At 48.3% G+C, this 21917-nt stretch carries 18 protein-coding genes; 4 read left to right on the top strand and 14 right to left on the bottom strand.

Annotation, left to right across the window (positions count from 1 at the left end; all coding sequences use genetic code 11):
• Positions 1 to 15: 15 nt before the first annotated feature.
• From R2K26_RS07620 to R2K26_RS07635, 4 genes are all read right to left on the bottom strand, one after another.
• Complete coding sequence (locus R2K26_RS07620; RefSeq protein ID WP_316519457.1) at positions 16 to 1059, bottom strand: lactonase family protein; 1044 nt, start codon at positions 1057 to 1059, stop codon at positions 16 to 18.
• Positions 1060 to 1171: 112 nt separating this feature from the next.
• Positions 1172 to 2827, bottom strand: coding sequence for an ABC transporter substrate-binding protein (locus tag R2K26_RS07625; protein ID WP_316519458.1), 1656 nt, complete (start codon positions 2825 to 2827; stop codon positions 1172 to 1174).
• A gap of 96 nt (positions 2828 to 2923) precedes the next feature.
• The gene (locus tag R2K26_RS07630) at positions 2924 to 3814 is read right to left on the bottom strand and encodes a carbohydrate ABC transporter permease (protein ID WP_316519459.1); all 891 of its coding nucleotides are present in this window, start codon (positions 3812 to 3814) and stop codon (positions 2924 to 2926) included.
• Between the two features lie 13 nt (positions 3815 to 3827).
• On the bottom strand, positions 3828 to 4763 hold the full coding sequence (locus R2K26_RS07635; protein WP_316519460.1) for an ABC transporter permease subunit: 936 nt from the start codon (positions 4761 to 4763) through the stop codon (positions 3828 to 3830).
• A gap of 295 nt (positions 4764 to 5058) precedes the next feature.
• Between R2K26_RS07635 and R2K26_RS07640 the strand changes: the two genes are divergently transcribed.
• Positions 5059 to 6822 (top strand): histidine kinase, encoded by a 1764-nt coding sequence (locus R2K26_RS07640; protein ID WP_316519461.1) that lies wholly within the window; start codon positions 5059 to 5061, stop codon positions 6820 to 6822.
• Here R2K26_RS07640 and R2K26_RS07645 read toward each other — a convergent pair.
• The 3 genes from R2K26_RS07645 to nifJ form a co-directional block, all read right to left on the bottom strand.
• Positions 6786 to 7850, bottom strand: coding sequence for a response regulator (locus R2K26_RS07645; protein WP_316519462.1), 1065 nt, complete (start codon positions 7848 to 7850; stop codon positions 6786 to 6788). The two genes, R2K26_RS07640 and R2K26_RS07645, sit on opposite strands and share 37 nt — an antisense overlap.
• Positions 7851 to 7964: 114 nt before the next feature.
• Complete coding sequence (locus R2K26_RS07650; protein ID WP_316519463.1) at positions 7965 to 9335, bottom strand: glycosyl hydrolase family 28 protein; 1371 nt, start codon at positions 9333 to 9335, stop codon at positions 7965 to 7967.
• Between the two features lie 564 nt (positions 9336 to 9899).
• Positions 9900 to 13448, bottom strand: coding sequence for a pyruvate:ferredoxin (flavodoxin) oxidoreductase (gene nifJ / locus R2K26_RS07655; protein WP_316519464.1), 3549 nt, complete (start codon positions 13446 to 13448; stop codon positions 9900 to 9902).
• Positions 13449 to 13989: 541 nt separating this feature from the next.
• Between nifJ and R2K26_RS07660 the strand changes: the two genes are divergently transcribed.
• Positions 13990 to 15378: a hemolysin family protein gene (locus tag R2K26_RS07660; protein WP_316519465.1), complete on the top strand. Its 1389-nt coding sequence runs from the start codon at positions 13990 to 13992 to the stop codon at positions 15376 to 15378.
• Positions 15379 to 15401: 23 nt separating this feature from the next.
• Positions 15402 to 15959 carry a hypothetical protein gene (locus R2K26_RS07665; protein ID WP_308449002.1) on the top strand — a complete coding sequence of 186 codons (558 nt, stop codon included), beginning with the start codon at positions 15402 to 15404 and terminating at the stop codon, positions 15957 to 15959.
• Positions 15960 to 16077: 118 nt separating this feature from the next.
• On the opposite strand, the gene R2K26_RS07670 is transcribed toward R2K26_RS07665, so the two are convergent.
• Entirely contained in the window at positions 16078 to 16356 is a 279-nt protein-coding gene (locus R2K26_RS07670) for a hypothetical protein (RefSeq protein WP_316519466.1), read from the bottom strand.
• A 36-nt stretch (positions 16357 to 16392) separates the two neighbouring features.
• Complete coding sequence (locus R2K26_RS07675) at positions 16393 to 16878, bottom strand: hypothetical protein (protein ID WP_316519467.1); 486 nt, start codon at positions 16876 to 16878, stop codon at positions 16393 to 16395.
• A 114-nt stretch (positions 16879 to 16992) separates the two neighbouring features.
• On the opposite strand from R2K26_RS07675, the gene R2K26_RS07680 reads away from it, so the two are divergent.
• Positions 16993 to 17235 (top strand): helix-turn-helix domain-containing protein, encoded by a 243-nt coding sequence (locus R2K26_RS07680; protein ID WP_396897230.1) that lies wholly within the window; start codon positions 16993 to 16995, stop codon positions 17233 to 17235.
• 132 nt (positions 17236 to 17367) lie between these two features.
• Here R2K26_RS07680 and R2K26_RS07685 read toward each other — a convergent pair whose 3' ends face one another.
• From R2K26_RS07685 to R2K26_RS07705, 5 genes are all read right to left on the bottom strand, one after another.
• Positions 17368 to 18366, bottom strand: coding sequence for a GGGtGRT protein (locus R2K26_RS07685; protein ID WP_176820769.1), 999 nt, complete (start codon positions 18364 to 18366; stop codon positions 17368 to 17370).
• Between the two features lie 14 nt (positions 18367 to 18380).
• Positions 18381 to 19073, bottom strand: a complete 693-nt coding sequence (locus tag R2K26_RS07690) for an iron-sulfur cluster assembly scaffold protein (RefSeq protein WP_176820770.1) — start codon at positions 19071 to 19073, stop codon at positions 18381 to 18383.
• A 232-nt stretch (positions 19074 to 19305) separates the two neighbouring features.
• Complete coding sequence (locus tag R2K26_RS07695) at positions 19306 to 20226, bottom strand: sugar phosphate nucleotidyltransferase (RefSeq protein ID WP_316519468.1); 921 nt, start codon at positions 20224 to 20226, stop codon at positions 19306 to 19308.
• A gap of 73 nt (positions 20227 to 20299) precedes the next feature.
• Entirely contained in the window at positions 20300 to 21385 is a 1086-nt protein-coding gene (locus R2K26_RS07700; RefSeq protein ID WP_316519469.1) for an LCP family protein, read from the bottom strand.
• Between the two features lie 75 nt (positions 21386 to 21460).
• The gene (locus R2K26_RS07705) at positions 21461 to 21877 is read right to left on the bottom strand and encodes a GtrA family protein (protein WP_316519470.1); all 417 of its coding nucleotides are present in this window, start codon (positions 21875 to 21877) and stop codon (positions 21461 to 21463) included.
• Between the last annotated feature and the right edge of the window lie 40 nt (positions 21878 to 21917).

The raw sequence follows: 21917 nt of genomic DNA on the forward strand, positions 1-21917 counted from the left end.
TCCTATCTGTATATGTTACCGCAAGAATTCGTTCCTCCATTTTACGCAGGACACATGAGGAACTTCCACGCAGCACAGCAACTTTCCCAATTGTCCGTTCGTATTTTCTCTAGAAAACACTTCCAACGTCCCCAACTCCTGATTGGCTACTGCTACGTAGCGTCCATCCGGACTAATATGGAAGCTTCGGGGACACCAGCCACCAGTGGAAAATCTCCCCAAAGGATTTAACAAACCATTCTCCTTTTGAATCTCGAATCCTTGCAAACATCCCGGACCACGGACAGAAACATACAAGAACTTTCCATCCGGAGAAACATGAATATCTGCTGCTAATGAACTGTCCGGATCGCCCTTCTCCCTCAGGGAATATTCTCCCACTTGGTTCAATCTGTTATTCTGATACCGGAACACCAAAAGTGAACAATCCAATTCTGTTACCAGATACAGCCATTTTCCGTTTGGATGAAACGCGAAATGCCTCGGTCCCTGTCCCGCTCTTACCTGAAAGTACGGCTGTTCCTCATCAAGCATCAAGCCGATTTTGGCATCCATCACAAACTTGTATAGACGGTCAGTGCCTAGATCTGCTACCAAAAGTCGGGAACCATCCGGCGTAGGCTGCGCGGAATGAATATGGGACTTTTCCTGCCTAAGAGTATTGGAACCATGCCCCGAGAACTCCTTATAAAACATAACTTGTCCCGAAATAGCATTCAACCCCGTGAGTGTTCCTCCAGTATATCCGGAAACATACAAACTGTTCCCGATAATCGCACAGTGGCACAATCCAGCTCCAGGTACTTCCTTATGCCATAAAACGCTTGATTTTTCTTTATTATCCACAGAAAAACAAGCCACACTTGCTCCATCGAGGATTTCTTCCACAACATACAAGCGATCTCCATGTGGCAGTACATAAGAAGGGTTTATTAACTTTCCAAACTGTTTCTTTCGTCGAAGAACCGCCCCATCGAAATTCCAAGAGCACACCCCATCCTCGGAGGGTTCTCCCGTGTATCTTCCGGTATAAAGTTCATACTCCATAAATTCGTCCATCCCTACCTTTGGTCCTTAAAGAAGACAGGAGCCTGCTCATGCGTATAGGGCAGGCTCCTGAATTATCGCTAACTTACTATCCTGTTTTTCTGTTTTTCAGAAAAGAACGCGTTTATTGCTCATTCAATTCATCTAACAGAGGCTGTACCAACTGCATTTTCTCATCCACCCAGTTGCGCCAATTTGTCTCCAAATCTCCTTCTTTCAAAATCAGCTGAGCATACTCTTCAGACAAATCCATGTTGGCCTGAGTCTTAGTACGAGAACTATAAAACTCATAATCATATTCGCGTGGCAACAAAGTGGTTTCATCGGAAAGTTCATCTCGCAACTGATAGAAATGAGAAATGGTATCTCGGGTCTCTTTAGTATAGTTGGGAGTCACAAACTGGAAATCATCACCCAGAATAACGCCACCAAAGAACACATCGGCAGTAGGATATTTGCTTGCCAAAATAGAACCGGCATTACCAGTAATCTCATTCGGAAGAAGGCTGACATATTCACCGTTTTCATCCCGCTTCCAATCTTCCCCTTCAAAACCCATATTGATAATTTCCTGACCTTCCTCCGTGCAGCAAAAATCAAGAATATCCATGGCTCTCTCAAACTCTTCATCGGTAATGGTGGGAGAGAAAATGATGGATCCGTAGAAGTTCATGTCCTCACGATAATAATACTTTCCATCCTCACCTACTAATTGAGCGATATGCAGCGCTTCATCAGGGTTCAGTCCAAGATTCTTCTGAAGTCCGTTTTCCATTCGGCTTTGAATCATATAGCCCATACCGTCATCTAAAACGATGCCTGCGGTGCCTCCGATGTATAACTTTTCTGTACCTTCATATCGAGTCAAGGTGTAGAATTCAGGATCCAACAGTCCGCTGGTATAAAGGTTCTGATATTTCTTTAATCCTTCCAGAGTGCGCTCGTCCGCCGGCGCCCACTGGAACTGTCCACTTTCATCTTTGTAGTAGCCATCGCCGACATTGATGGATTGAGGGAAATATGTGCCGGGATAAATCTTAGGAACATCATATGTACGAATACTGATTGGTACCAGCTGGCTTCCTACATTACCCGGATCCTCTTCCTTGAACTTTGTGGCGATCTCTTCCAGCTCTGATGGGCTATATGTATCTTTGATTTCGACTCCACAAGCTTGCATCCAGTCTTTGCGCATATACAAAAGGGCATGATAACTTAATCTCTTAGAAGGACGGTGATTAGCGAAGATAGTTCTGAACAGTGTGTATGTACCACCCAGTTTTTCTTCCGCTACAGCTGCACCTGGAACGCATTCCTGACTTGCAGCTACGTTAGGCCAACGCTCTTTCCAATCGTCAGGGAAACGGTAAACTGCATCTTGGGCGGCGTAGTCAACCAACTCACCGTAGTTAAATCCCCAGTGGGCCACATCGGGCATGTCTCCGGAATTAATCCAGATACGCAAGCGTTGACTCCAGTCTGAATCATCCATGGTAGCAGCGGTCAAGTCGAAAGTAGTGTTGAATTTATCCTGCCAAAACTGACCCAACGCATCTCCGTCGTAGTTAATCTCATGACCCGTGATGCCCTCTTTAAACCAAGACAGCTCCACATGAGTGTCATATCCGGTCTTTTCTTCTCCTGTAGCAGACGATACCCCTGTACTCTGCTGAGATGAGCTATTCTGACTTGCATTCCCACCACAAGCCGCTGTAGACATCACCATGATAGTTGCTAAAAACGCTGTTATAAACTTTTTGCTTTTTTGCACTTCTTTCATCCTTTCATTTTGATTCTTGATGTATGTCGATCCGTCATTTTTAAATAACTATTAACTATCCTCCTCCTTTTTCTATATCTATCTGGAACAGTTCTATTAAGCTTTCACCGCCCCCACCATCACGCCTTGAGCGAAATGTTTTTGTAGGAAAGGGTACACGCACATAACTGGCAAGATTGTTACGATAACTGCTGCCATTTTCACGCCCATGTTAAAATTCTGCATTTGCTCCATAGCGGCAGCACTGGTTACGTTATTGACAATACTGGACTCCATCACAATGGATCGCAAAACTAACTGTAAGGGTTGCAGATCCGTATTACGAATAAAAATCAAGGCATTGTACCATTCGTTCCATCGATCCACCAAATAGAACAATGTCAAAGTAGCAATAATCGGTTTGGACAAAGGAAGGATAATGTCAAATAGGATTCTCCATTCTCCTGCACCATCCAGACGAGCTGACTCCATCAAAGATTCCGGCAAAGACTGAAAGTAATTCCTCATAATCACAAAATAAAATACATTCACTGTTCCAGCCAGAACCACTGACCAAATAGTGTTAGTCAGTCCCATTTCCTTCATCTGCAAGTACAGAGGAATGATACCCCCATTAAAAAGCATTGTGAAGAGAATTCCGCCGATAATAATCTTTTTTCCTGGATAATTTCCTCGGCTGGTGCCATAAGCCAACATCGTAGTCAAAAGCATGCTTACCGGAACGCCCACCACTACCAATAAAAAGGAAGTGCGAAAACCTACCCAAATGCGGTAATCATTGAGAAGCAATTTGTAGCTTTGCAGCGTAGGCTGCGAAGGAAAGAGCATCAAAGGATTGTCTACGTATTCCTTTTGTGTGGCGAAGGAAATAGAGATGGCATTGACGAACGGAACGATGACCAAAAGCATCCATAAAGTCAACAAAATAAACACCACAACATCCACTGCATCGAACCGTTTTTTATGAATCTGATTCTTTCTTTTCATTAACACTACCTCCTCAACCAAATAAACCGCTTCCGCCCAGTGCTTTTGCACCCCTGTCAGCAGCTACTAAAAATATGCAGTTTATCACAGAACGGAAAAAACTGACAGCTGTTGAGAAACCGAAATCGGGTGTGGAGCCGAATGAAATATTGTAAATGTACATATCTAAGATTTCAGATACATCTTTTACTGCGGGGTTAGAAAGGTTAAAAATCTGATCGAATCCTCCAGACATCATGTTGCCCATCTGTAATACAAACATCACCGAAATAGTTGGGAGAATATTCGGAAGGGTGATACGGAAGATTTTCTGTATTCGAGAAGCTCCGTCCAGATCCGCTGCTTCATACTGGTCCATATCAATTCCCGAAATCGCTGCCATATAGATGATGGCACTCCACCCAGCGGATTTCCAGTTCTCCGTAATATACAGCAACGGCTGGAACAGTTTGGCGTTTCCTGTAAAGTTCACTGTCTCTCCCCCAAAAGACAGGATTAAACTGTTCAACAAACCGTCATAAGAAAGGACATTGATTGCAATACTTGCCACAATAACCCAAGACAAGAAATGCGGGAATGTCAGCACTGTCTGCACAACTTTTTTGTATCGCTTCATTCTCAACTCGTTCATCAGCAGTGCCAATATGATAGGAATAGGAAATTGAAAGATTAATCGTCCAGCATTTATCCATAAAGTCGTCCCAACGGATTTTAAAAAAGATGGATCCCGAAACACGTATTGAAAATTCTCCAATCCGCACCAAGGACTTCCCCAAATCCCCTGCTTCATACTGTATGTTTTAAATGCCAACTGCAAACCAGACATAGGTCCGTAAGAAAAAACAATGAACCATATGATACCCGGTAGCATAATCAGATAGATTGCTTTGTTTTTCCAAATCTCTTGCCAAAGAGACTTTTGCTTTATTGTTTTTTCTTTTTTTTCCACATTCATCCGCCTTTCTGTTTTGGAATATTTGTCAAAAGTTTTTATGGAAATCTCCAAAATCTATGCTTAAATTATATCGAAGAATTTTTCGTTTGCACAGGGACAATCTTTTGCACTTCTCTTACAAAATTAAGATTTTCCTAATTTTTTTCTTCTACGCCGCTTGAAATTGTAACTTTTGTCAACGCCTTTAGTCTTTACTCTATCAATAAATCGCAATTCTGTTACTTTACATTTTTCTATAGATAAGGTATACTTGGCTAAATACTGTTCTTTCGTGCAAAGGAGATATTTTATGACTGGTAAAAAAAGTATTTCTATCAAACATTTTCTGCGAATCAGTCTCGCAGTAATGCTCCTTTTTTTGTTTATTATTTCAGCATTATATTCTCTGTTCATTTACACCTTTTCCAAGGATCAATTTGAAAGCTCTTTTCAGACTTTTTCCGAAAGTATAGAAGCACAACTTGACTCTCAGTTCCGCAACGTTGAGCATAGTGTTACACAACTCTCCTATTTTTCCAACATGCAAGAGATTCTCTTTAGCAAAAAGCCTCTTGTATATCTCAACAACATCTCCGGCTGCAACCAACTTTGGGGTTATTTGAAAACATCCCTGCCCATAATTACTGAAGTCATTATCACCAGCCCCTACGGTCACACCTTTTATTCAGGTACTACTGGAAAATACCGCTATCAGCAATTTGCGAAAAAAATTCTCCAAGACAATAAGAATATGTCCCGTGAACCGTTCTTCCTCACCATCCCTCCCGGAGATGATTCCAATCAACTACCTCAATTGGTCTATTGCTTTCCGGTATATAATACTCTGCTTTCAGGTTACATTTCCGATGAGTACGCATTAGGAATGGCATTAATTGATGTCAATACATTGGTAGGTCTGTCCTCTTCGGAAAAATATGTTGGAGAAATCAAAGCCATCCTTTATCATAATAATATTGTTTATATCAGCAGAGAAGTATCTCAATTAGAAATGTCAGCTTTACATAAAAGAACCCCAGGCAAGTTTCGGATAGGTAACGTTGAATATACCTGCCACACAGTGATGTTGGAAAATATAGACATGTCTATGATTGACATGGTTCCTACTGCTAATCTTTTGCAAAGCAGTGCTCAAATTGGAATTATCGCTACAACGGTTCTTTTAGGTACCTGCGCCTGTCTGATCTTCTCCACATGGCTTATTCAACATTATATCTCTAAACCAATAAACCAGATGATTGCAGATATGCAGGATATTCAAGCTGGAATAAGGAAATCACTAACTCTGCCCAACCTCAGTGACCTTAGGTATTTGGCAGAAAGCATCAATCAAACACTGAACGTACTGGATATTGCCAATCGTCGGCAACTGGAAATGTCCCATACGTTGTATCAAACCACACTGGCTCAAAAGCAAGCGCAGCTAAACGCATATAAAAATCAGATTAGCCCCCATTTCCTTTTCAACACTTTAGAGAGCATGCGGAGTATGGCTCACCATTATCAAGTCCCTATACTTGAAAATATGCTCACCTCTTTATCCAGTCTTTTCCGATACAGCCTTCGGAGCAATCTGGTCGTATCCTTAAAAGAAGAGCTGAATCATGTGCAACACTATTTCAATGTAATGGACATGCGTTCCCCACTGCGCTATGAACTACGAGTAGATATTTCTTCGAAAGCACTATCCCATTCACTTCTTTCTATGATTTTGCAACCTATAGTTGAAAACTCCATCACTCACGGTTTTCAAAGAAAAAGAAAGCCCTGTATTCTTTTCATACAGGGCCAAGTAAACGAGGAAAGCGGTATTCTTCTTCTTAAAATTGCAGATAACGGAATAGGAATTCCTTTGGAAAAAATCCAAGAAATAGAACAACGTTACTCTCAGGAAGGAGAAGCTCTCCATAACGACCACATCGGTCTTGATAATGTACTCCGCCGTTTGCATTTATTCTATGGAAAAGATTTTCGGTTTTCTTTACGCTCTCAAGAAAATCATTACACCGTCATTACTCTTTATATTCCTAATTTTCCTTCTGAGCCATCCCAATAGGCTTCTGGAGTTTGTCCAATATATCTCTTAAATAGCTTCCCAAAATAGCTGTAATTCTCAAATCCTACCTCTTCCGCGATTTCTTGAAGCTTTTTTTCACTGTTTCGAATGAGATAAGTTCCATAATGAACGCGCACATGTTGAACAAAATGGATAACCGACATACCGGTCCCCTTTTTAAACAGTGTACAAAAATATGGTTCGGAAAAATGATACTTCTCCGCCACTGATTTAAGAGAGATCTCTTCATTCATATTTTTGCAAAGATAAAACTGAATCTCTCCTACCTTTTCACTGCCGGAATAAGAAAATCCCGCCCACAATGCGTACCAAGCTTCTTGTAGCATTTGAGGTAAAGAATTTACTCCACTTTTGTGCTCCCGACTGACTCCCCACTTTTGATTATCCTCTTGAGGCAAGTTGAGTCTGGACATATGGGATTTTGCAGATACTCTCAGATATGCACCCCCGGTGTCTTTGACAACAAAAGGAATCCACTTTTCTTCTCTCAATACTTCCGGCTCTTCGCATGGACGAGAGCAAATGTACAAAACCATTGTTTGGTAGTTTTTCAGCTGGTCCTGAAGCGATCCCGCCTTACGCAAGATTTCTTCTGCGCAATCGTTCCATTCCACACTGACGAGATCATTTCTCTTCTCCAAATGAAGTGACAAAACTTTAGTAACACTATGGATATCTTCCGCGTTATAGGGCTTTAAAATGTATTCCCACACATGCAGGCGAATTCCTTTTTGTGCTGCCTCAAAATCTTCATATGAGCTTATAAGCACAAACTCACAGTTAAGCCCCTTTACGCGAGACATCTCAATGAGATCCAATCCGGAAAGTCCAGGCATTCGAATGTCCGTAAACACTACATCAGGTTCTTTTTTGCACAGGAATTCAAAAGCCTCGTCCGGATCCGTAAACTGGCCTATAATAGAAAAACCTTCGTTGTTCCAATCAATGATTTCTGCCAGCCCTTGCAATGCCCACGGCTCATCATCAACGATTACAACAGTATACATAAGTGTTCATCCTTTCCTGACATTCTAAAAATGACCTATAAAAAAGCAGAGCATCAGAAGCCACTCCTGATGCTCTGTCTTTCTTTCCTAATTATCGGGACTCCTGCATATCAATTAGAATGGATTCCTTTTTGCGTGTGCCGTACCATTAAACAGAATATCATCAGAGAGTTCCACCACCATATGCAAGTCGCTGGGAGATTCGACTTGTTTGCCTAAAACCACTACGTTGTCAAAATAGATATTTCGGGGGCGACTCATTTCCGTATGCATCTCAAACCCGCGAATAATAGAAACAGGGAAATTACCATTCAGAATTTCCACGTTACGGAAATATATATTTTCGACACTTCCGCGTTTTCGATCCAATGAGTACTTGGAATCCAATACCTTGATGTCGACAAACTTTTCCTGAGCATCTTCAACGCGGATATCTTCATACACAATGTCATGAATGTGAGCGCGATCTGCATTGTGGATGGTCAGCACGCCGCCAGACTGATTACCCTCATACTCGCAATGAACGATGTCCAGATCTCGGAATGTGATGTCGCTAATCTCATCGCAGCGCACTTCATATCCGATTTCCACGGCGTTACCGGGTTCTGCATTCCACAAAACGCAGTGTTCTACCAGAATATTCTTCACATCCCTATTGGCAGCAGGGTCAGGATAACTTGCAGCTTTGATGCACACGCAGTCATCCGAAGCGCGAATAAAGGAATTACGCATGGTTACGTCTTCGCAGCCTACAATATCGATGCCGTCACCCGTGCAAACTCGAGACATGATGTTTACATCCTCAATCTCCACATTCCGGCAAGCGCCAGGAACCAGGTGCCACGAACCACCGTCCACCATGGTGATGCCCTGAATCTTCACATCATCGCAAAACACCATCCGAATCATTGGTCTGCCGCCACCGTTTTCTTCTTTCGGATGCCATACACAACCATTCAGAATGCCGTTTCCTAAAATTCTCATGCCGTGGGCGAAAAGAGCATTCACACAACCACAGACAACACTGCCCTCTTCCAAGAAAACCGTTTCTTCCGCTTTGACCTCTAACGTGCCAACATTGTAGACTTTCCCACTCTCAAAAAGATGATCCACTTTTTCAGGCTTCGGGACACGCTTTGTGCACAAGATAAAGAGCGGTGTCTTCAAATTGCCATCTAACTCCAAGGTGACCTTACTGGGCTTTTCCAGCTGGAAGCTCAACTCTCGGCCGGAAATCTGCGCCTGAACATTGGTCTTGGCCGGACGGAAAACCGCCTTTTGGAAATCTTTGGATACTTTTACCTGAAAACTTAGCGGAGAATCGTCGTCCACAACCGGAATTACGTAATCAAAACTATCCGTGTGGTAAACCGTCAGCTCCTTTTCGCCGCAAAGCACAGTGTACAAAGGAGATTTTTCCAGTTCCTCAACTTTATACAACGGCTCCGTAATTCTTGCAGGATTGGGATTGTAACGCACAGCCACTTTTACTCCTCCTTAAAATAATGGTTTTTCCTTTATGGAAGTGATTATAGAATATCATGTCTGAAGAATATTGAAAACAAACAATTTTTTCTTTTATTCCCACAAAATTAAGCTTTTGATAAATTTTATTAGTGAAAACATAAAGAATCAGCTGTATTTATGCCGGAATTACATTATTCACGATGAGAAACTGTAAAAGCATCATGTGGCAGTCGGTATACAGGAGCTTCAGCATAAGTTTAGGCTACAATATCTTGCGCCGCAAACTCGGAGCCAACTGTACCGTTTTATCGATATAAAGAGCCGCTTACAATAAGGAGGTAATCGAGAAAATCCACTGCCTCCGTACCGCAGATATTTCATTCATATTATATCAATTTTTCAAACACTTGTCGAGTATATTTTATCTTATTTCCCAATTTCACTTCATTGCCATACTCTATTAAAGGTTTTATAGTATAGCAAGACCCCCGATCTGCATTGCTGCAAATCGGGGGTCTCTTTATTTCAGCGGTTTACGCCGCTTTTGTATGGTTCAGTACAGGCGGAAAATTCCTTGCGGAATTATTCCTCCTCAGAAGCCATGTGTGCGAACTTCTCGTACTTCTCTTCTGCGTACTTCTCAGCCTTCTCGAAGAGCTGCTCGGCTCTCTGCGGGAATGCACGGGTAAGGCTGTTGTAACGAACCTCGCCCATGATGAAGTCACGGTAAGAAGCAGACGGCTTCTTGCTGTCGAGCTGGAACGGGTTCTCACCGTTGTCAGCACGGCGCGGATCGAAGCGGAAGGTATGCCAGTAGCCTGCTGCAACTGCCTTCTTCTCTTCGTTCATGGAAACGCCCATGCCGCCCTTGATACCGTGGTTGATGCACGGTGCGTAAGCGATAACGATGGACGGGCCATGATAGCTCTCAGCCTCATGCATAGCCTTCAGGCACTGGTTCATGTCGGCGCCCATAGCGACCTGCGCAACATAAACATAGCCGTAGCTCATCATGATGGAAGCCAGATCCTTTTTCTTCACAGACTTACCTGCAGCCGCGAACTGTGCAACAGAACCGACCGGGGTAGACTTGGAAGCCTGTCCGCCTGTGTTGGAGTAAACCTCGGTATCGAAGACCAGAATGTTGATGTCTTCACCGGAAGCCAGAGCGTGGTCAACGCCACCGAAGCCGATGTCGTATGCCCAGCCGTCGCCGCCGAAGATCCACATGGACTTCTTAGCGAGATAATCCTTATCCTTCAGAATCTCGGCTGCCTTCTCGGAGGAGGAAGCCTCAAGAGCCGTGATGTAAGCCTCAGCTGCCGGACCGTTTTCAGCGCGGTCAGCCATGGTCTCAACCCACTTCTCAGCTGCTGCCTTCAGCTCTTCGCTTGCGCCTTCTTCTGCAACGAGCTCATTCGTGAGCTGCTCCAGACGGCCGCGAATTGCGTTCTGTGCAAGCGTCATGCCAAGGCCGAACTCAGCGTTGTCTTCAAACAGGGAGTTCTGCCATGCCGGGCCGTGACCCTGCTTGTTGACGGTGTACGGCGTTGCCGGTGCGGAACCGCCCCAGATGGAGGAGCAGCCGGTAGCATTTGCAATGTACATCTTGTCGCCGAACAGCTGGGTAACGAGCTTAGCGTACGGAGTTTCACCGCAGCCGCCGCATGCGCCGGAGAACTCGAGGAGCGGCTGCTTGAACTGGCTGCCCTTGACCGTGGTGTCCTTGAACTTAGCAAGAACTTCCGGCTTCGGATCCAGCTTAACGCCGTAATCGAATACTTCCTGACCCGGGCGCTCGTTGTCGATCGGGGACATTGCGAGAGCCTTGTTGCCCTTCATGCCCGGGCAAACCTGTACGCAAGAGCCGCAGCCCGTGCAGTCCAGGGTGGAAATCGTCATGACAAAGTTCATGCCCGGCATACCGGTCATGGCCTTGCTCTTCACAGCAGCCGGAGCCGCCGCGAGCTCTGCATCTGTCATCGGCACCGGACGGATAACCGCGTGCGGGCAGACCATAGAGCAGAAGTTGCACTGGATGCAGTTTTCCGGGATCCAGGTCGGAACGTCAACTGCAACGCCGCGCTTCTCGTAAGCAGCGGTGCCCTGCGGGGAGGTGCCGTCTGCATACTTTTCAAAGGTGGAAACCGGCAGATCCTTACCGTGGAAGGTGTTAACCGGGATAACCACGTTGTTTACATAGTCCACGAGCTCCGGACGGTCGCCGGTTGCAACGTGCTTCATGGAATCGTCCACAGCGTCCTTCCAGGAAGCCGGAACATCAATCTTCACGTAGCCGTTAGCGCCGCGTTCAATAGCGTCATGGTTCATCTTAACGATGGCGTCACCCTTCTTGGAGTAGGACTTCGTAGCCGCATCCTTCATGTAGCGGATTGCGTCTTCCTCCGGGATAATCTTCGCGATGGAGAAGAATGCGGACTGGAGAACCGTGTTGATTCTGGTGCCGAGGCCGATCTCCTTGCCGATCTTGAAGCCGTCGATCGTGTAGAAGTTGATATCGTTATCAGCAATGTATTTCTTAACCTTGCCCGGGAGCTTCTCGTCAAGCTCTTCCGGCGTCCACTGGCAGTTCAGCAGGAAGCTGCCGCCCTTCTTCAGGTCTTCAACCATGTCATAGGTGCCGAGGTAAGCCGGGTTGTGACATGCAACGAAGTCAGCCTGAGAGATGTAATAGGTGGACTTGATCGGCGTATGACCGAAACGCAGGTGGGACATCGTCAGACCGCCGGACTTCTTGGAGTCGTAGTCAAAGTAACCCTGTGCGTACATATCGGTGTGGTCGCCGATGATCTTGATGGAGTTCTTGTTTGCGCCGACGGTACCGTCAGAACCGAGGCCCCAGAACTTGCAGGATTTCGTGCCTGCCGGTGCGGTATCCGGGTGCTCGTTTGCTTCGAGGGACAGGTGCGTAACATCGTCCACGATGCCGATGGTGAACTTCTTCTTCGCATCGTCGCCCTTTTCCATGTTGCGGTAAACAGCGATGATGTCAGCCGGCTTCGTATCCTTGGAGCCGAGGCCGTAACGACCGGTGAGAACCTTAGCACAGCCGAACTGCGTGCCGTTGATAGCAGCCAGAACGTCAAGGTACAGCGGCTCGCCGATGGAGCCCGGCTCCTTCGTTCTGTCGAGCACGGAGATCGTCTTAACGGTTTCCGGAAGCACGTCAAGCAGGTACTTTGCAACGAACGGTCTGTAAAGGTGGACCTTAACAAGGCCAACCTTCTCGCCGGCTGCTACGAGGTAATCGATCACTTCTTCGATGGTCTCACAGACAGAGCCCATAGCGATGATGACCTTCTCCGCATCCGGAGCGCCATAGTAGTTGAAGGGCTTGTAATCGGTGCCGATCTTCTCGTTGACCTTGTTCATGTAATCGACAACGGTCTCCGGAATCGCATCGTAGTACTTGTTGCAAGCCTCACGAGCCTGGAAGAAGATATCGCCGTTCTGTGCCTGGCCGCGGAGAACCGGGTGCTCAGGATTCAGAGCGTGTCTTCTGAACTCGTTTACAGCATCCCAATCGAGCATCTCGCCGAGATCCTTGTAGTCCCATACTTCGATCTTCTGAATCTCATGAGAGGTACGGAAGCCGTCGAAGAAGTGCAGGAACGGAACCTTGCCGTGGATAGCGGAAAGGTGAGCCACAGCACCGAGGTCCATAACTTCCTGCGGGCTGTTGGAGCACAGCATTGCATAACCGGTCTGGCGGCATGCATAGACGTCGGAATGGTCACCGAAGATGTTCAGAGCGTGGGTAGCAACGCAGCGAGCAGAAACGTGGATAACGCTCGGCAGCAGCTCGCCGGCCATCTTGTACATGTTCGGGATCATCAGGAGCAGGCCCTGAGAAGCGGTGTAGGTGGTGGTAAGAGCACCAGCCGCCAGAGAACCGTGAACTGCACCAGCAGCACCGGCCTCAGACTGCATCTCCGTTACGCGTACTTCACGGCCGAAAAGATTCTTTCTGCCGGCAGCAGCATACTTATCGGTCTCATCAGCCATAACGGAAGACGGCGTGATCGGATAGATCGCAGCAACGTCGGTAAACGCATAAGAAACATGCGCGGCGGCGTTGTTGCCATCCATGGTCTTCATTTTTCTTGCCATTTAACTAATTCCTCCTTTAAGGATTATCAATGGATTTACCTGACGGCGCAGTACCCCGTTCACCGCCCTGCCGTTTGCAGAACTCTCCCGTAAGCACCTGTCGTCGTTCAAAACAAATTTTATCATTTTTTCGCCTATATGTAAAGGAAAAAACGAGGATTTTTTGAAATTTCTTCTGAATTAACAGAGATTTTCGGCATTTTTTATTTTTCTCCGCTTCGCCTTTCGCCCTTTTCGTCGTTCTCCCTCCGCTTTGTCCGGGATTCGGCGCGCCTCCGGCATAAAATATTGACAACAGCGTTTTTTTGCGGTAAAATTTTAATAATTATATATCGGTGAGCAGTTAGTTTTAGCTAAACATCACGTGACGCTTTTGAAAAGAAAACTCGCTTTTTCATATTGCGTTTTTCTTTGACTTTTGCGGAAAGCGACTTAGGGCGCTTCCCTAAGAACTCGCAAGCTTTATTCTCCCGTCTTCACGAAAGCACATTCAAAACCATTTCACTGCTCCCAAACTTTCAGAAAGGATGCTTTTTTCACTATGAACGACGACCCTTACGGCAATTTACTGCCGTCCTCGTCCGTCTTACCCCTCCCCCTCGCCCTGTTGCTGTTTCTGCTCTTTTTCGTGCTTGGCGCGCTTTTCGCCATGTGCGAATCCGCCGCGGAAACGGCTAACGAATCCCGCATCAAAAAAGATGCGGAGTCCGGCGAACCGCGCGCCAAAAAGCTGCTCGAGTATCTCGAACGCAGCGCAGGCATCATTTCGCCCCTGCAATCGGGCATGATGCTTATGGGCTTCTTTGCTCTCGCGGTTGCGGTCACCGGCTTTGCGCCGCGCCTTTACAACGTATTCATCCGCGCCGCGCTCCCCACGGCTGCCGCTGCCGTGCTTTCGGCACTGCTTTGCACATTGCTGTGCGCAGGTCTTTATCTAACGGCAGCAGACCTCGCTCCGAAAAAATTCGTAGCGCACAAGGCTGCACACGGCATGCAGCATACATACAAACTCTGCCCCATGCTGTGCGCCCTCAGCGCCGTCATGCATCCGTTTGTCCTCTTGTGCAACCTCATTTCGGATGGTCTCATGCGTCTTTTGGGCAACGACCCCAAAGCGCTTGATGAAACCGTCACCGAAGAAGAAATCCTCCACATGGTCGGCGAAGGCGAGGAAAAAGGCGTTATCGAAGAAAATGAGCGCGACATGATCACGAACATTTTCGATTTCAACGACACCACCGTCACCGAGATCATGACACACCGTACGGACATCTGCGCCATCGATGAGGAGAGCACCATTGCACAAGCCGCCGTACTTGCGGTGGAAAACGGCTTCTCCCGTCTCCCTGTCTACCGCGAAGACATCGATACCATCGTCGGCATCTGCTATGTTAAGGATTTTCTGCCCTACGTCAACCAGCCTGTACCGGATTTCATCCATTTAAAAGACATGGTTCGCCCGGCGTATTTCATTCCGGAAACGAAAAAGTGCAGCCAACTCTTTAAAGAGCTCAAGGAGCGCCGCCTGCAGATCGCCATCATCGTCGATGAATACGGCGGCACGGCGGGTCTCGTCACACTCGAAGACCTCATGGAGTCCATTTTCGGCAACATTCAGGACGAGTATGACAACGAGCAGGAAGAGATCTTCCGTGTCAGCGAAAACGAATTCACCGTGGACGGCACCACCTCCATCGACGAGATTTCCGACCTTACCGACACTGAGCTGCCGGAGGGCGATTACGATACCATCGCCGGCCTTGTCACCGACCTTTTAGGCCGCATTCCGAAAGAAAACGAGCACCCCAGCGTACAGGTCTGTGGGCTCACCATCACCGTACTTGAAATTGAAGACCAGCGTCTTTCCCGCCTGCTGATCGTGAAAAATGGCCCCCGGAGAACCCCCGAAGAAGAAACACACGAAGACTGATGTTTTTTGAAAGGAGCGTCCCTATGACATTTTCCGAAGCATTCTACGGCACGTACAAACTCGACAAAAAAGACGGCAAGCCGCACTTAAAGGAGCGTATTTTCGCCCCGGTAGACGGCTTTTGGAGCGGCGTCATGATCTTTGGCGGTGTGGTCGGCACGATCATTCTGCTCTTGACCTTTGCCGCACATGTGCAGGTCGCCCTCGGCACCTTCGCGCACCCGGCCGAAAACGGCGCGCTCACGCCCGATGCACAGTATACGCTGTGGGGCGTGCTCGTCGCGTTCATCTTTGCGTTTTTCGTGCTCGCCATTCCGCGCTGGTTCCTTTGCCGCGGCACTATGCAGTTCAGCTTCATCGGCGCATTTCTCATCCTGCTCGCGGCGCAGCTCATCTCCGCGTTCAGCCTGAATAACACGACACCCGATGTCGGCAATGTGCTGTGGGTCATCGTAACGGGCCTTCTGCTCGTGTTCCTCATCACATGCGCCGTGTGCACCGTTTCGGCGGGCCTAACCGCGCTCGTGAACTACTTCATCGCGAAGTACCGCATGGCGCACGCAAAGCCTGTCACCACATAAACGCACGATGACCATAACCTGACTTTTTCACAGATCGGCGAATATAGAAAGCCGTGCTGTCGCCCTAATAGGGGGGGGTAACAGCACGGCTTATTTTTTCAGTTCTCAAACCTTTTCTTCATATCCCAACAGACGCCAAGAAAATCTCATAGGCATCGTTAAAAGAGTCATACGGCGTAGGGTTGCCGCCGTTTGTGCTCTTGCACTGGTTGTCGGAGTATTCCTCGCCCACAGCCAAAAGCTCGCCGGGGTAAAGCTCCACGCCCGCTTCCCGCGCCAGCGCGCAAAATGAGAGAATCGGCTCCTTGTTTTCGCGCGTTTTAAGCAGAGCTTTGCGCAAAGTCTCGTCCTTTTTTGCAAGCTCCGTCAACCTTTCGAGCTTTTCAAATGTGTTCATAAACGCCCCTCGCTTCACCAAATGGATAAATTCAGTTTAGCAAAGTTCGGGGTCGTTGTCAAACGCTGTTTTCAGGCAAGCGGAAAACCGCTCCGTCTCCGCCCGCACAGCGTCTTTCGTGCACAAGTTTTCCGCGACCATCGCGTCTCCCACAGCACAGAAATAGCGGTATAAGCTCTCGGTCATCGAAGCCTCGCGGCTCATTGCGTGTCGGCGCATAATGGCCTTATCCGCCTGCACAAAATACCAAAAGGACTCCGGCACGCCGCTTTCCCTCTCACAGCAGACAGGTCGCCACACTTCCGCCGTGTCTTTTCTGCCCGTCAGTGCGTTTAAAAACGACGCTTCCGCCTCTGTGATTGTCTTGCGCGCCGAAACACGCGCCGCAAACGAAGCCGTGTCCTTTAAAAGCTGTTTTCGCAGGTCACACCCCGGCTTTTCATCGCCGTCGAGCAGCCTTTCTTCAATGAGATCACAGCAGTTATATAGCTGCTTTAATATCTCCTTTGCGTTCAAAATCATAATTACTCTCCCCGCCTATCAAGCGCTTTACCTTGCATTTTTACATTATAGTCTATTTAACGACCATAGTCAAGAACAGAACGATTGCATAAGATAAAGGTACATAGATATTTTATGCAGGGAAAGCGAGGGAAAGCTATGGTCGTGTACACGCCCTTTTGGAACACGCTGCGCAGCTCGGGAGAATCCACCTATACGCTCATCAAAAATCATCACATCTCCAGCTCCACCATCGATAAGCTGCGTCATAATAAGCCGCTTAACACCACCACAATCAACGACCTCTGCCGCATCTTAAGCTGCAAAGTGGAAGACATCCTCCTCTACATCCCCAGCGACGACGACCAGATCTTATAAAGCAAACCCCGGGTATACCAAGCCATAAGAACAGTCCATATATCCCGGGATCCTATTTTACGCAAAAATGCTCCCGATCATGCGACCGGGAGCATCTTTTATGCTTTAATATGCGATTTTCAGAAGCAACTCTTACTTGGAAGCCTCTTCAACAGCAACAGCGCAAGCAACGGTTGCACCGACCATCGGGTTGTTGCCCATGCCGATGAGACCCATCATCTCAACGTGTGCCGGAACAGAGGAGGAACCTGCGAACTGTGCATCGGAGTGCATACGGCCCATGGTATCGGTCATGCCGTAAGAGGAAGGACCGGCAGCCATGTTATCCGGATGCAGCGTACGGCCTGTGCCGCCGCCGGAAGCAACGGAGAAGTACTTCACGCCGTTCTCATTGCACCACTTCTTGTAGGTACCTGCAACCGGGTGCTGGAATCTGGTCGGGTTCGTGGAGTTACCGGTGATGGAAACGCCGACGTTCTCGAGCTTCATGATTGCAACGCCTTCCGGAACGTTATCTGCGCCGTAGCACTTAACATCCGCACGCGGGCCGTTGGAATAAGCCTTTTCGCTGACAACCTTAACTTCTTCTGCGTACGGATCGAACTCGGTCTCAACATACGTAAAGCCGTTGATTCTGGAGATGATGAACGCAGCGTCCTTGCCGAGACCGTTGAGGATAACGCGCAGCGGCTTCGTTCTGACCTTGTTCGCGTTCAGAGCGATCTTGATAGCACCCTCAGCAGCCGCGAAGGACTCGTGGCCGGCGAGGAATGCGAAGCACTCGGTCTCCTCGGAAAGGAGCATTTTGCCCAGATTGCCGTGGCCGAGGCCGACCTTACGGTTTTCAGCAACAGAGCCCGGGATGCAGAATGCCTGCAGGCCGATGCCGATAGCGGCAGCAGCGTCAGCAGCCTTCGTGCAGCCCATCTTGATAGCAATCGCGCAGCCTACGGTGTAAGCCCACTTTGCGTTCTCAAAGCAGATCGGCTGTGTTTCCTGTACGATGGTGTACGGGTCGATGCCCTTCTCTTCGCAGATGGTCTTGCACTCATCAATGGAATTGATGCCGTATTCTTTCAGGACGGAGAGGATTTTCGCCTCACGTCTCTCATAACCTTCAAATGTAGCCATTTCTCGTGCCCTCCTTATTCCTTGCGCGGGTCGATGTACTTAACGGCCTCATTGAATCTGCCGTATGTACCCATAGACTTCTTGTACGCCTCGTTCGGCTCCATGCCGGCCTTGATGAAGTCGGTCATCTTGCCGAGGGAAACGAACTCGTAGCCGATAACCTGGTCGTCAGCGTCGAGTGCCATTCTGGTGCAGTAGCCTTCGGTCATCTCAAGATAACGAACGCCCTTTGCCTTTGTGCCGTACATGGTACCGACCATGGAGCGTGCGCCCTTACCAAGGTCTTCCATGCCTGCGCCGATAACAAGACCGCCCTCGGAGAAAGCAGACTGGGAACGGCCATAAACGATCTGGAGGAACAGCTCGCGCATAGCGGTGTTAATCGCATCACATACAAGGTCCGTGTTCAGAGCTTCCATAACGGTCTTGCCCGGGAGGATCTCTGCTGCCATTGCAGCGGAGTGCGTCATGCCGGAGCAGCCGACGGTCTCAACGAGCGCTTCCTCAATGATGCCGTCCTTAACGTTCAGGGAGAGCTTGCAAGCGCCCTGCTGCGGTGCACACCAGCCTACACCGTGGGTGTAACCGGAAATGTCCTTAACTTCCTTTGCCTGTACCCACTTGCCCTCTTCCGGGATGGGAGCCGGACCGTGCTTCGGGCCCTTGGCTACAATACACATCTCTTCCACTTCTTTGGAATAATTCATAAGTGGTACTCCTTTCGGTTCCAGTTTTATTTGGCAGACTTCGCGCAGAAGAGAGCCGCAGCGAAAAAGCGCCGCCCGCATCCCGCAAAAAGCCATTTTACTGATTTTCTTCATTATAGCTTTTTTTCATGCGTTTCGCAAGGGGCAAAACACACATTTCGCGAAAAAAGCGCACAATATACGCAAAAAGGAGCGCCGCAGCGCCCCTTTTGTATCTTATTTCGGTTTGAAATTACTTCCAAAGCGGGTCGGGATATGTGCCGTTTTGCATCATCTCAGCAAGCGCCGCCATCACGACGGGCTTATCGGCCTTATACGTCACGCCGAACCACTTGTCCGCCGATTTTAAAACCGTCACGTCCGCCTTGCCGTCGCGAATCTGGTCATTGACGACAAACGGCAGGAAGTATTCCGCTTTCAGCGGGTTCTTCGGCACATCGTTCTCGAGGAACGAGACGAAATTCTTCTTCAATGCGTCTACAAAGTCCGGCGTAAAGCCCCACAGGTTCATGGAAACGGTCGTGTCCTCATCGAGCGCGTGCCACGTTGCGCCGTCGTCCTCGGTGTAAGCCGGACCGTCCTCGCGCTTTTCAATGTGCGTGCGCTCCACGATGGTATCCAACACACCGTTTTTCTCCACGCATACGCCGCGTGCCACATGGCCGTTTTCGGTCAGCGTGTTTTTCAGATGGTAGCCCACCATCGCCCAATGTGCCTTTTCACCGTCTTCCTTCACGTTCCGGAGGAACGCGCCGATCTTCTTAAACGCCTCGCCGCCGTAGAAATCGTCTGCGTTGATGACGACAAACGGCGCATCAATGTGGTCGCGTGCCGCCAAAACGGCGTGGCCCGTGCCCCACGGCTTCTCGCGGCCTTCCGGCACCGTAAAGCCCTCCGGCAGGTCATCCAACTTCTGGAAAACATACTCGACCTGCACGTACTTCGATACGCGGTCGCCGATGACCTCTTTAAAGTCCTCAAAAAGTTGCTCCTTGATGATGAAGATTACCTTGGAAAAGCCCGCCCGCACGGCATCAAAAACAGAAAAATCCATGATAATCTCGCCGTTTTTGCCAACGGGATCGATCTGCTTCAGGCCGCCGTAACGGCTGCCCATACCGGCCGCCATAACGACTAAAATCGGTTTTTTCATAGCTAAATTGTCCTTTCTCGTCTGCGGCATCACACCGCCATAGGTACAGGTTCGGTCACGCGACCGTCAGGGGTCAGTTTTCATCCTCGTAAATAAATTCGTGGATATGTTGTGCCGCAACATCGGTGTCATACGTCCACATCCAACCGCCGCCCTCGCAATAATCGGAGGCATAGCCCTCCACATCACTCGGGATGGAAAGGCGCTCAATGTCAAAGCCCGTCAGCGCAATCTGCGCCAAACCGATCATCTTATCAAACGTCAAAGAAGTCTCGCAAAGCGGCGCAAGCTGTTGAATGATGCTCGGGTATTCAAGCTTGGAAATAGAACTTGCCTTGCTCAAAAGCGCAGAAAGCACCTCCTGCTGGCGTTCCACACGGCCGTTATCGTCGCCGATGGCACGAATACGCCCGTAAGCCACAGCTTCGTCGCCGTTCAAGAGCACGCCCTCGCCCGCCGAAAGCGGCGCGTATGTAGAAACATCGCCTGCCATTGATTCAGGGGATTCCGCCGCCAACGCATACATATTTTTGTTGATCTCACTAACTTCATCTTCCGTCAAATCAATATTCACGCCGCCGAACGCATCCACAATCTTCGCCATGGCGGAGAAATTCACAGTCACGTAGTCCTGAATATCGAGACCGAAGTTCTGGTTGATCGCACGGATGGCCTGCTCCGGGCCACCGTACATATAGGCATGGTTCAACTTATCATAGCCGGAGTCATACGGGCTGCCGTCGCCCATATACACACGCACATCGCGCATGATGGACGTCAGCTTAACCTTGTGGTGCACGTTATCGATCGACATCACCATAATGGCGTCGCTGCGCCCGGCAAAGGTACCGCCGTCATAATCACGGGCATCCACACCGAACAGCGCAATATTCGTAATGCCCGCTTCCGATTTTGTTTCTTCGGAAATACCGAGCTCCGTCTTGTCTTTCGTGATGGTCGTCGTCTTCAGGTCGCCCAAAAGCACCGTGGAAGCGTAGATCATCACGCCGCCCACCAGCACCAAAATAACGCAGATGAAGCTCAAAAAGACCTTAAGACCCGTCCGTTTTTTCTTTTTTTGATTTTTCTTATACGCCTGCTTTGAGGAGTAACTGGAAATATCCTGAAACTCATCGCGGCGTTGTTTTCTTTTTGCCATAAAAGCCTCCGTCTCGGCCAAAGGCCGGATGTCTTTATCTTATAAATTATATTCCCATAACCTCGTTTCGTCAATTTACTTTTTCTTACGAAAAACGACCAGTTTGCTTAAAATATAATTTGCAAGGATCACAAAAACGTTCGCGACGAGCTTTACAATCTTATCATTCACGTGCAGCAGATCCACACCGATGAACATCATGCCCATTTCCATAAAGCCGGACGCAATACGGCTCGCAAAAAATTTCGCCGCCTCCGTCAAAATCGGCACAAAGCCGTGCGCACGGCTCTCAAACACCCACTTGCGGTTCGTCACATACGCAAAGGTAACTGAAAGCACCCACGAAAGCGCTGTCGATACCATGTACGGGATGTGCAGAAAATCCGTAAAGATCCAGTAAGAAGCGTAGCTCACGACCGTCGTAAGCAAGCCGAACACCACGTACAAAACCGGCTCTTTGTATTTTATAAGCAGTTCTTTGATTTTTCCCATATTTTCTATCCTTTATGTTTCGGGCAAAGCGCCCTCTTCT

Origin of the sequence: Neglectibacter sp. CSJ-5, assembly GCF_032490475.1 — a bacterium.
Lineage (GTDB): Bacteria > Bacillota > Clostridia > Oscillospirales > Acutalibacteraceae > Hominenteromicrobium > Hominenteromicrobium mulieris.